This is a genomic window from Pseudomonas bohemica, from assembly GCF_002934685.1.
In the GTDB taxonomy this organism is placed as follows: Bacteria; Pseudomonadota; Gammaproteobacteria; order Pseudomonadales; family Pseudomonadaceae; genus Aquipseudomonas; species Aquipseudomonas bohemica.
Genome location: NZ_NKHL01000118.1, coordinates 104,846 through 116,372, shown reverse-complemented (window position 1 = coordinate 116,372; position 11,527 = coordinate 104,846). Strand labels below are relative to the sequence as shown.

At 60.6% G+C, this 11,527-nt stretch carries 8 protein-coding genes; 3 read left to right on the top strand and 5 right to left on the bottom strand.

Annotation, left to right across the window (positions count from 1 at the left end):
* Window positions 1-210 precede the first annotated feature (210 nt).
* From CE491_RS23495 to CE491_RS23475, 5 genes are read right to left on the bottom strand one after another with little or no spacing between them, the layout of a single operon-like run.
* Complete coding sequence (locus tag CE491_RS23495) at window positions 211-1,263, bottom strand: NADP(H)-dependent aldo-keto reductase (RefSeq protein ID WP_110950727.1); 1,053 nt, start codon at window positions 1,261-1,263, stop codon at window positions 211-213.
* Between the two features lie 38 nt (window positions 1,264-1,301).
* Complete coding sequence (locus CE491_RS23490) at window positions 1,302-2,672, bottom strand: LLM class flavin-dependent oxidoreductase (protein WP_110950726.1); 1,371 nt, start codon at window positions 2,670-2,672, stop codon at window positions 1,302-1,304.
* On the bottom strand, window positions 2,669-3,943 hold the full coding sequence (locus tag CE491_RS23485; RefSeq protein WP_110950875.1) for an acyl-CoA dehydrogenase family protein: 1,275 nt from the start codon (window positions 3,941-3,943) through the stop codon (window positions 2,669-2,671). Before CE491_RS23485 ends, CE491_RS23490 begins: the two co-directional genes overlap by 4 nt.
* A gap of 41 nt (window positions 3,944-3,984) precedes the next feature.
* Window positions 3,985-4,917, bottom strand: coding sequence for an ABC transporter permease (locus CE491_RS23480; RefSeq protein ID WP_110950725.1), 933 nt, complete (start codon window positions 4,915-4,917; stop codon window positions 3,985-3,987).
* The gene (locus CE491_RS23475; protein ID WP_110950724.1) at window positions 4,914-6,617 is read right to left on the bottom strand and encodes an ABC transporter substrate-binding protein; all 1,704 of its coding nucleotides are present in this window, start codon (window positions 6,615-6,617) and stop codon (window positions 4,914-4,916) included. Before CE491_RS23475 ends, CE491_RS23480 begins: the two co-directional genes overlap by 4 nt.
* A gap of 551 nt (window positions 6,618-7,168) precedes the next feature.
* Between CE491_RS23475 and CE491_RS23470 the strand changes: the two genes are divergently transcribed.
* The 3 genes from CE491_RS23470 (at window position 7,169) to CE491_RS23460 (ending at window position 11,520) form a co-directional block, all read left to right on the top strand.
* Entirely contained in the window at window positions 7,169-9,334 is a 2,166-nt protein-coding gene (locus CE491_RS23470) for a TonB-dependent receptor family protein (protein WP_110950723.1), read from the top strand.
* An 89-nt stretch (window positions 9,335-9,423) separates the two neighbouring features.
* Entirely contained in the window at window positions 9,424-10,152 is a 729-nt protein-coding gene (locus CE491_RS23465; protein WP_110950722.1) for a class I SAM-dependent methyltransferase, read from the top strand.
* Window positions 10,153-10,230: 78 nt separating this feature from the next.
* The gene (locus tag CE491_RS23460; RefSeq protein ID WP_110950721.1) at window positions 10,231-11,520 is read left to right on the top strand and encodes an MFS transporter; all 1,290 of its coding nucleotides are present in this window, start codon (window positions 10,231-10,233) and stop codon (window positions 11,518-11,520) included.
* Window positions 11,521-11,527 lie beyond the last annotated feature (7 nt).

Below are 11,527 nucleotides of genomic sequence, written 5' to 3'. Positions count from 1 at the left end.
TCACGAAAACTGATTGCAGGCGCTGACAGCATCTTGGTAATCAAGGCCCCTTCGTGAGCAAGCTCACTCCCGCAGGGATAGGCGCTGCCTGCACTTTGGTACTGGTTGCAAACGCTCCGGCGGATGATCGCGGTCCGCAGCAACTTGTACTCCCACACCTGTGGGCAGAATCAAAAGCACCGCGTACCCCTTTTTGATCGCGGCCTCCTCTCACGGCGCCGGGTTCGGCACGCGCTGATGCACGGCCTGAACCTGCGCCTTGATCTCGTCGGTCAGCTCTACTTCCAGCGCGCCAAGGTTTTCACGCAGTTGGGCCAGGGTGGTCTGCCCGGTCAAGGCGCTGGCAACGAATGGTTTGTCGATGATGTACGCCAAGGCCAATTGCGCCGGGGTCAGCCCATGTTGCTGCGCGATCTGTACGTAGCCGGTGATCGCCTCCTGCGCCGAAGGGCTGTCATAGCGGTTGAAGGTGCGGTACACCGCCGACAGCCGCGAACCTTCGGGACGCGCGCCATTGAGGTATTTACCGGTCAGCGCTCCGAAGGCCAGGGGCGAATAGGCCAGCAGCCCGACGCCTTCACGATGGCTGAACTCGGACAGCCCGCCTTCATACAGGCGGTTGAGCAGGCTGTAGGGGTTCTGAATGCTGACGATGCGCGGCAAACCCAGACGCTCGCTCTGCTTCAAGAACTCTGCGACTCCCCATGGCGTTTCGTTGGACACACCGATATGCCGCACTTTGCCGGCTTTGACCTGATCGGCCAGCACAGACAGCGTTTCTTCGATGGCAACGCTGCCCGCTTGATCCTGATAGGGATACTCGCGCTGACCGAAGATGTTGGTTTTGCGATCCGGCCAGTGCAGCTGATACAGATCCAGATAATCGGTTTTCAGACGCGACAGACTGCCGTCCAGGGCTTCGACGATGTTGCGGCGGTCGTGACGGCTGAGTCCATCGCGAATGTGCGCCTGACCCTTGGGATCGCGCGCAGGGCCAGCAATCTTGCTCGCCAGCACCACCTCGGCACGCCGCCCGCTGTTGGCCAGCCAGGTGCCGATGTAACGTTCGGTGGTGCGCCAGGTCTCGGCTTTGGTCGGCGTCGGGTACATTTCGGCGGTATCGATGAGGTTGATGCCCTCGGCCAGCGCCAGATCGATCTGCTGGTGTGCGTCGGCTTCGCTGTTCTGATGCCCCCAGGTCATGGTGCCCAGTCCTAGAACGCTGACGTCGATGTCGCTGTTGCCCAGTTTGCGGTAACGCATGGTTGATCCTTTGTATTGACGACTACGAACGCGGCAGGTCAGGCCCGCTGCGCATATTGATTGGTTGGGAATGGCAGGCCCAGGTGCTCGCGCAAGGTGCTACCGGTGTATTCGTGACGGAACACCCCGCGCTTTTGCAGCAGCGGCACGACCTCGTCGACGAATATCTCGACGCCCGACGGAAACATGTCCGGCATGATGTTGAAGCCGTCGGCGGCGTGGGCCAGGAACCAGTGAGTCAAGGTATCGGCGACCTGTTCCGGTGTGCCGACCAGCAGCCTGTGGCCCACCAGAATCCGCCGTGACAGTTGGCGAATGCTGAGGTTTTCCCTACGCGCCAGATTCAACTGCGCTTCGAGAAACCCTTGAGAGCCACGTTCGAAATCGGCCACCGAGCCGATGCGCTCCCACGGCAGCGGCGCATCAGGGTCCAGCTCACGTGCAGGAATGCCGATTCTCCCCGCGACCTGTTCAAGCAAACCGTGCTCACCGTTCCAGGCATTGAGCTCGTCAAAGCGCGCGTGAGCCTCGGCCTCGGTGCTGCCAATGACCGTCGACAGGCCCGGCATGATCTTCAAGTGCTCGGGGTTGCGCCCCCAGCCCGCAGCGCGCTCTTTCATTTCGCGGTAGAACAACTGGCCGTCTTCCAGCGTGGTCTGGGTGGTGAAGATGGCGTCGGCGTGACGCGAGCCCAACGCCTTGCCGCCTTCGGAAGAGCCGGCCTGGACCAGCACCGGGCGACCCTGTGGTGAGCGCGGCACGTTCAATGGGCCCTTGACCGAAAAATACTTGCCGACGAAATCGATGGCATGGACTTTCCGTGGATCAGCGAAGCGACCGGCGCGGGCGTCGCCGATGATTGCATCGTCTTCCCAGCTGTCCCACAACTTGACGGTGACGTCGATGAACTCATCGGCACGCGCGTAACGATCGACATGCAACGGCGCACCGGCCAGGCCGAAGTTCTGCGCGGCAGCGTCCCCCGCGTTGGTGACCACGTTCCAGGCCGCGCGACCACCGCTGATGTAGTCCAGCGAGGCGAAGCGTCGCGCGATATTGAATGGGTCGTTGTAAGTGCTCGAGGCGGTGGCGATCACGCCGATCCGCTGGGTCGCCAATGCCACGGCGGTCAGCAGCACAGTCGGCTCCAGCCGCCCGGCAGGCTGCCTGGAGACGTCACCGGCCAACGCCGGACCATCGGCAAGAAAGATCGCGTCCAGACAACCGCGCTCGGAGATGCGCGCGATGTTGCGGTAATACTCGACATCAAGATAGGCATTGGCCGGCACTTCGGCGCTGCGCCAGGCGCCTGAATGCGCGCCAAAACCCAGGATGTTCATGCCCAGGCTCATCTGGCCCTCGCGGCGATTCGTGCTGTTGCCGGTGTAGCTGCTGTTGGAGGTACTCATACTGCACTCGCTTCGTCACGGGCGCCGCTGGCCTGCTGTTCGGCGTCGGCCACTTGCAGGGTCCGCCAGGCAGCGTTGGGGGTGATGCCGTTGAGGTAGAAATTGCCCAGTGCGCGCTCGCGGTAGATCGCCGGGTTATGGGAAGCGAGCGTGCGCGCGTTGCGCCAGTGGCGGTCGAAGCGACGGGTTTCACTGGTGGCCGAGGCACCGCCCACTTCGAACAACAGCGTGGTCGCTTCCAGCACCTGTTCGAGCACGATCTGCTGGGCCTGATAGGCGCGGATTTCCGCTTCGGTGTAATGCTGTTCGATGGCGTAGCCGCCCTGCTCCGCGTCGTGGACATCCTGCAGCACCTGGGCCACTGCCAGCACCTGAGTACGTGCCGAATAGGCCAGGCTCGATAGCCGCCCGATGACACGCTGCACCAGTGGATCGTCCTTGGGGCTGGACTGCCCAGGAACACCGAATGCGCGGGTGCGGCCTTTGACGAAGTCGGTCGCGTCGCGCAGCACGGCATTGGCGATACCCGTGAGTGTCGCCAGATGAAACAGCTGGTAGAAGGCCGAGAGATAGGACTCGGCGCGCAATTCGTCTTTTTTGAAGCGGCGCACGATATGTTCATCCGGCACCTTCACGTCTTCGAAACGGGTGGTGCCGCTACCGGTCAGACGTTGGCCGAAACCGTCCCAGTCATCCTCCACAGTGACGCCCTGCGCATCGGTAGGCACGGCCAGGCTGACGAAGTCATCGCCATCCAGCGCCACGGCGGCGATCCAGTCGGCGTAGAGCGTGCCGGTGCAGTAATACTTCTCACCGTTCAACAGCCAACCTGCGGCCGTGTTCCCTGGCTCCGTGGCGCTCAACGTCACCGAATTGCGAGTGGTGTCGGTGCGCTCGGCCATCGCTGCACCCCACAACTGACCCTCGGCAACTTTGGCCAGCCAGTAGTCCTGAGACTCATCGTCACGGCTGGACAGTCGGCCTTCGACGAAACCGAAATGCGCCCGCACGATCTGCGGCAGGTTGGAGTCGGCTTCGCCCAGCTTGATCAGCAGCTCAAACAGTTGCGGCAGGCTCGCACCCAGGCCGCCACGGGATACGGGGACACGCAGTGCGCCAAAGCGGGCATCACGCAGCCACTGAACCGCCTCGAACGCCAGTTCACGTTTTTGCTCGCGAGCGACGGCGGTGTCGGCTATGCGGGCGAAGACATCGGCGAAGCGATGTTGCAGGTCTTCGATTTTCACATCAGGAGAAATTGCGGTGTTCATCGGGCTTTCCTTTTCGTGATCGTTTTCACGTCGATCGGCAGTCATTCCTGTGCCGACCTCGGGTCGATCCAGCGGTTGATCAGGTCGACGGCCAGGTTGACCACCACGTAGACGGTGGCCGCGAGCAAGGTCACGCCGAGTACCATCGGCACGTCTTTATTGGTGGTAGCGTCAAGCATCAGGCGACCTATGCCTTGCCGGGCGAACAGCAGCTCAATCACTACCGCACCGCCCAACAGGCTGGCGAAGATGAAGCCGGCCAGCGTCACCAGCGGCACCAGCGCATGACGCAAGGCGTGACGCAGACGCACGGCCGTTTCGGACAGGCCCCGCGCCCGGGCCATGGCGATGAAGGGTTGTTCGAGAGTGTCTTCCAGCGATTGGCGCAGCAGTTGGGTGAGTACTGCTGCCACCGGCAACGCCAGCGCGACCGAAGGCAATATCAGCGAGCGCCAGCCTGCGGAACCCGAGGGCGGCAACCAGTGCCAATGGAACGAGAACACCAGCAGCAGCAAAATGCCGATCACGAAGGACGGCGCCGAAGAGATCACCAGCTCACTGCCCGAAGCCGCCGACCGCACCCAGCGCGAGCGGTTGGCGGTCAGGATCGCGCAGACCAGTGCGAGCAAAATGGCCAGTAGCGCAGCACTGAACGAAAGCTGGAGGGTTGCGCCAATCTGCTCCGAGATAGCCTGCAACACAGGAATGCGCAGACGATAGGACTCGCCCAGGTCACCATGGGCCAGACGCGCCAGGTAGTGTCCGTATTGCACGGTCAGTGGCTGATCGAGTCCGTATTCGGCCCGAACTCGCGCAAGCAATTCCGGCGTCGGCAGTGCGTCCGGGCCGCCAAGAATTGCCAGCGCCGTGTCGCCACCGCTGAAGTTCACCGCCAGGAAGGTCAGCGTCGCGGCCCCCCACAACACGCCGACGCCTGCCAGCAGCCGCAAGGAAATACGTTTGAGCGTGCTCATGGTTGCCCCCGGTCCAGCCAGATGCTGGTGAAGAAAGGAACGTTGTGCGACGTGTCGAAAATCACGCCCTTGACCTGCTTGCCATAGGCCGTCAGTACCTGGCTCTCGACCGAAGGCACCGCCGGAACCGTCTCGGTCAGGCGTTTTTGCGCTTCGGCGTAGAGCGCCTGCAACTCCACCGGGTCCCGTGAGCGGCGGGCGGCACTGAGCACCCGATCCAACTCGGCATCGCGAAACTTCCCGGCGTTCTGGCCAATCAGTTTCGGTGTACTGATGGATTGGCTGTGATAGAGCACGAAAAGCCCGTCGGGCGTGTTGGTGTGCCAGTAGCCAGCGGCCAGCGCCTGAAACTTGCCCGCGTAACGGCGCTCCGAGACCTTGGTCAGCGGCAGCATCTCGATCGGCATGTCGAAGCCGACCTTTTTCAGATCGGCCTGAATGGCCACCGATACGCTTGCCGGGAATGCAGGATTGTCATAGGACAACAACGTTGCCTTCAGCCGCTCGCCGTTTTTGGTTCGGTATCCCTGAGCATCGCGCCCGGTCCAGCCAGCCTGATCGAGCAGCGCATTGGCGGCGTTGACGTCATAGGCCAACGCGTCATTGTTGGGCTGATAGAACCGCGTGTTGGCGGCCAGGAAATCGGCTTTGCTGATGAACTCGCCAAACCCGGAAATCCATGCCAGACCGTCGCGATCGATGGCCCTGGCCACGGCGCGGCGCACCAGGACGTCGTCGAATGGCGGCTGCTCGACGTTAAAGGTCATGCTGCGGCTCGGATTACCCTTGCGAATCCGACTGCGCATGACCAATTGCGGATTGGCCCGAATGGCGGCGGCGTTTTGCGCCGGTGCATCAAGGGCAAAGTCTGACTGCCCCGACTCCAAAGCAGTAAAGCGGATCATGGCTTCGGGTACGTAACTGAGTTCGATGCGATCCAGATACGCCTCGCCAACGTGGCGGGTGACCGGAGGGGCCCAATGATATCCAGGACGCCTGACGAACACCGCACCTTGGTCACGGGTGTAGCTCTGCAGTAGAAACGGACCACTGCCCACAGGATGTTCGGCAATGCTTTTCGGCGCTTCGCGGATCTGTTTTGGCGAGACCATGCCCAGCCACGACTGCGCGAGCACGTCTAGAAACGGCGTGTAGGGTTCGCGCAGGTGGGCTTCGAAGGTGTATTCGTCGATGACCTTGCCGTCCTGATACGGCGCGATATAGGCGGCGGCCAGAGGCGACTTGGTCGCCGGATCGCGCATGTGCTCAAGGTTGGTCTGCAACGCCGCGGCGTTGAATTTCTCGCCGTCACTGAAGGTCACGTCATCGCGCAGATGAAAGGTGTAGGTCTTGCCATCCTCGGAGACCTCCCAGGACTTGGCCAGCCACGGACTGATATTGCCCTGCTCATCCTGGTAGACCAGACAATCGAAGAGGATTCTGCCCATCCACTGGATGTTGCCGTTGGACAGCGCATGAATATCAAAACTGCCGGCATCAGACGCCGCTGATACGCGTAACGTTCCGCCACTGCGTCCGGGCGACGGCTCATGAAAGTCCGATGCAGGATAGGAAATCACGCCATTGCTAACAGTGCCATCGGCCTGTGGCGCGCCGTGCTCAGGTGCCGTTGCAGGCGAGCAGGCACTGATCGCCATATATAACGAGAGAGCAGTCGTGAGTTTGAATAAGCCGGCCAAAGAAGCTTCCTTAATAGAACTTGGGTGATCGCATTAACGCTCAAGCACTATTCGGTGTTATGCAGTGAACATGCCATGACCGATCAAGATTGAATCTTGCGTAACTGCCGGCCAATGAGAATAAGCCGTGCGGCAAGGCAAGCACTGCACGCTACCGCCGATGTACGGGGCGTCAGGCCCAGCGGGCGCTGCAAAAGGTATCGTTCGCTTTGGACCGCAAACCGACAGCTGTCATGACAGACGCTTATATGCATATATCGAAGTTACAGTCATGCCTTGCCCGTGCGCTTACAGACTGTTCATCCACTGTTGGTTTTTCGACAGATGCGCAGAAATTACCCAACTGGATCCCAAACTAAACAAGTGTTGAAAAACAGACACCTGTTCAAAACAAAGTACCGGCGCCAGCATGGGATCTCAATATAAACCCGATATATCCCACTGTTCAGGCAAAAATGTATTGGCACAGAAACTGCTCAGAGCAAAAACAGGCATGACTATACGAATAGAAAGCTGGCACTTATTTATCTATTCACCAAGGAATACATTTGATGCATTTAAGTTTTCGGGGAGAGTTACAAAAGTTACCGCGGGCCATTCGGCGAGCGACCTGGCTGACCACGGTTGGCCTGGGATCGGCGCTGCTGTGCAGCGCAGCGGTACGAGCCGATGACGCGGCGCCGTCTTCGGACTCGACACAAGCCTCCACGCCTCGGCTCAATACCGTCACTGTGCAGGCCGAGAAAATCACGCCGGTGGAGGCCGCGAAAAGCCAACTGAGCGAAGTACCCGGTGGCACCAGCGTGGTGGATAGCGAACAGGTCGCCAAAGGCCGCACCGCGACCTTGCAGGACACCCTTGCCTACCAACCGGGGGTGTTCGTCCAGTCTACGGGCGGCACCGATGCGGCCAAGATTTCGATCCGCGGTTCGGGGGCCAACACCTCGCCCGGTTACTTTCGCGAGGGCATCAAATTCCTGTTCAACGGTCTGCCGCTCACCGGCCCCGGCGGTACGCCCTATGAATTCCTCAACGGCTCCGGCGTGAACTACACCGAGATTCTTCGCGGCGCCAACGCCTTTCAATACGGCGCACTGAGCCTGGGCGGCGCGATCAACTTCGTCAATCAGACCGGCTACACCGCACCCGGCCTTCGCGTACGTGCGGAAACGGGCAGCTACGGCTACAACAAACAAAGCGTCAGCGTCGGTGGCGTCGAGGGTGATTTCGATTACTACCTCAACGCCGACAACTACCGCAACGATGGGTACCGCGATTACAGCCTGTCGAAGAGCCAGGGCGTTGTCGCCAACTTTGGCTACAAGTTCAGCCCCAAGCTGGAAACCCAACTGATGCTGCGTTACCGCGACGAATACCATAACGACCCAAGCGCCACCACGCTCGATGCCGTCAAGCACCACAGCCGCGATGCCAGCGCCACCGCCGCCACCAGCGGGGCTGGCAGCCGGCGCCCCAGCAGTGTCTGGGCCGGCAGCAAGACCACCTACACCTTCGACGATGACTCAAAACTCTCTTTCGGCCTTGTTTACTACCAGTACGCCCACAACAACAGCCCGAACAGCCCGAGCAACCCAAGCTACTGGGATTGGCACGACCTGAGTTTCGTGCTCGGCTATGACCGCACCGACCAGCTTTTCGGTCACGAAAGCCGTACCAACCTGGCCTTTACTTCCACCGAACACATCAAGGGCGAGACCAATTCCACATACGCCAACAAGCAGACCCGAAAGTTCGTCGACTATGGCTCCTCGTTCGACCACGTGTTCTCACTGGGCAACGATCTGGAACTGGTCGACGGATTGTGGCTGACCAGCGGTGTGTCGGCCATCAACGTACGCCGCGACACCAACGTCAAAGAAGCACTGCAGGCCAACACGTCTGCCTATCCGTCGAGCGAGACGTACGAAAACTGGAGCCTCGCGCCGCGTATTGGGGTTCGTTACGAGTTCACGCCTCAGTTGCAGGTGTTCGCCAACGTCAGTCGTTCGATCGATCCACCTGCCTCGTGGGAGTACTCAGGTTCGGGCCCGACCCAACCTTATGTGCGGCCGCTGGTCGAGCAGAAAGCCAACACCGTGGAGATTGGCGTGAAAGGCTCATCGGGCATTTTCGACGGCAGCCTGGCACTGTATCGGTCGTGGGTGCGCGACGAACTGCTCAACGTGCAGTTCATTGCACCCACCGCCACTGCTGCCGCCGTAACCGGTGCGTTCAATGCCACGCCCACCATTCACCAAGGCATTGAGGCCGGGTTGAATACGCAACTGTGGGAAAGCGCTTCGGGCGAAAAAGTGACCTGGCGCCAGGTCTACAGCTACAACGACTTCTACTACCGTCATGATCCGACCTTCGGCAATAACCAACTGCCAGGCATCCCGAAACATATCTACCAGGGCGAGGTTCAGTACCAACATCCGCAAGGCTTCTATACCGGGGTCAACGTGCAATCCTCGTCGCGTACTGCCGTGGATTACGCCAACACCTTCTATGCGCCCTCCTACACGATCTTCGGTGCGAATGTGGGTTACGAAACCCCGAATAAAGACTGGAAGGTTTCGCTGGACCTGAAAAACCTGGCGAACAAGAAATATGTCACCGCCGTGCAACCGCTCTATGATGCCAAGGGTCAAGACACCGCCGCGTTGTATCCGGGTGACGGTATCGGCGCTTACGTGGGTGTGGAATTTCGCTACTAAGGCCGGACATCGACGTGAAGCGACAGGGCCGCCACGGCCCTGTTTGCCATTGATGGCGGCAGCCAAGGTTTGTATTCGAGGGACAGAACGTGACACAGAACATTTACGACAGCCCCGAGTTCTTCGAGGGCTATAGCCAGTTACCACGCTCCGTCGAAGGGCTGGCCGGCGCACCCGAATGGCCGGCACTGCGCGCGCTGCTGCCGGACATGAACGAACAAAAGGTCGTCGATCTCGGGTGTGGCTATGGCTGGTTTGCGCGATGGGCTATCGAGCAGGGTGCGCAAAGCGTGCTCGGGCTCGATGTCTCGGAAAAGATGCTCGAGCGCGCCATCGCCGACGGTGAAGATTCGCGCATCACTTACCAGTTGGCTGACCTGGAACTCCTTCGGCTCCCGAGCGCAGCATTCACCCTCGCCTACAGTTCACTGGCGTTTCACTACATCGCCGGCCTGAGCACGTTACTGCGCACGATTCATGACGCGCTGTTGCCTGGTGGCAAGCTGGTGTTTTCCATCGAACACCCGATCTTCATGGCCTCACTACGCCCGCAATGGTTCGTCGACGCCGAGGGCCGTAAATCGTGGCCCGTGGACAATTATCAAATCGAAGGCCCACGCAGCACCCACTGGCTGAGCGAAGGCGTGATCAAACAACACCGCACCCTCGGCACGCTGCTCAACCTGCTTATCGAAAGCGGCTTCACCCTCGATCACATCAACGAATGGGGACCGTCGCCGCAAGACCTGTCGAGTCGCCCCGCGCTGGCCGATGAAGTGCATCGTCCGATGATGCTTATCGTTGCAGCCAGTCGCTGAGCGATTGATCGCCGGCTAGCTCACAGCTCTGTGTGTGTGTGTGTGCGCCCAGCCGAACCCATTTTCTTGAAGGCGGTCATGCAGCGAACATTTTTCATCAACCGCAACTTTCTTTTGCTGTGGCTAGGGCAGGCGCTGTCTTCCTTCGGCGAGTTTCTGGTCAACGCAGTGGTGACGGTCTGGCTCGTCAGCGACCTGCTCACGGACGATCCCGGATTGCCCCTGGCCGTCGGCCTGACAGTCGCCGCCACCACGCTGCCCCGTATTTTCATCGCTCCCCTGGCCGGTGCCTGGATCGACAGCGCCCGTCCGGTGCGAGTGATGGTCGTCGCCGACCTGGTGCGAATCCTCGCGTCGGCGCTGTTCATGGCCGCCTATGGGTGGACGGACATGACGCCGTGGCAAATCGTCTGCGGCGTGAGCCTGTTGCTGTTGATCAACGCCACCGCTGCGCAGTTCTTCAACCCGGCCCGGGCCTGCATCATGCAGGTCGCGATCCCGCAGGAGCGTCGGATCGAAGCGTCTGCCAAAGCCATGTTCTCGCTGACGGGCGTCGGCATCCTCAGCGCTGCCCTTGGCCCTTTGCTGTTCGGCTGGGTCGGTGCCATGTCGGCCTTCGCGCTCTCGACCCTGGGGTTTGCCGGGTCGGCTTACTGCGTGGTCCGCACCACCGGCCTTGCCACCCGCCTCGAATCTATTCTGCCGAGCGAACCCTATTGGCGTGCGCTGGCATCTGGCGTGCGCCTGGCCTGGACCCATCGCACCATTCGCCTGATGATGATCGGCACCGCGCTGTATGGAATCTCGCTGGGCATCAACAATCCGGTGCTGCCCTTGTTCGGCATGCAGACGCTGGCGCTTGAGCCGTCCGCTTACGGAGTGCTGATGGCAGCCTTTCCCCTCGGAGGCCTGTCAGCCACGCTACTCAGCCCCTGGCTGTCCAGAAGGCTGCGAGCGGAAACCCTGACCTGCGGCGCGCTTTTCCTGCTGGGGCTGGCGAACCTGGCTTATGCCCTTTCCCGGGGCTATTACATTCCGATGTTGACGATGTACCTCTCAGGCATGTGCTTCGCCACTTACGTCGTGGCACAGGGGCCGGTCCTGCAAATGCACGTGCCTGCAGGTTACATGGGACGCATCTCTTCGTTGTCCACACCGGTATTGTCGATAGCATCGATGCTCGCAACCGCAGGTGTCACCGCGGCGCTGTCACAGGCACATGGCGACCCTCAATCAACCAGCGAGATCGATCCCAACGCCCTTGCATTGGTAGTGTCTGCCATCATCGTATTGGTAGGGGGCGCACTGATGCTGCACAGCTTGAGGAAGCCCGGTTCTGTGGCTGAAACGGCTGGGGAGAGTCGATGATGGAATC

Bases quoted from the DNA above. Each gene is read 5' to 3' on its own strand.
- CE491_RS23495 (WP_110950727.1), bottom strand. From the start codon at position 1,263: ATGCGTTACCGCAAACTGGGCAACAGCGACATCGACGTCAGCGTTCTA.
- CE491_RS23490 (WP_110950726.1), bottom strand. From the start codon at position 2,672: ATGAGTACCTCCAACAGCAGCTACACCGGCAACAGCACGAATCGCCGC.
- CE491_RS23485 (WP_110950875.1), bottom strand. From the start codon at position 3,943: ATGAACACCGCAATTTCTCCTGATGTGAAAATCGAAGACCTGCAACAT.
- CE491_RS23480 (WP_110950725.1), bottom strand. From the start codon at position 4,917: ATGAGCACGCTCAAACGTATTTCCTTGCGGCTGCTGGCAGGCGTCGGC.
- CE491_RS23470 (WP_110950723.1), top strand. From the start codon at position 7,169: ATGCATTTAAGTTTTCGGGGAGAGTTACAAAAGTTACCGCGGGCCATT.
- CE491_RS23460 (WP_110950721.1), top strand. From the start codon at position 10,231: ATGCAGCGAACATTTTTCATCAACCGCAACTTTCTTTTGCTGTGGCTA.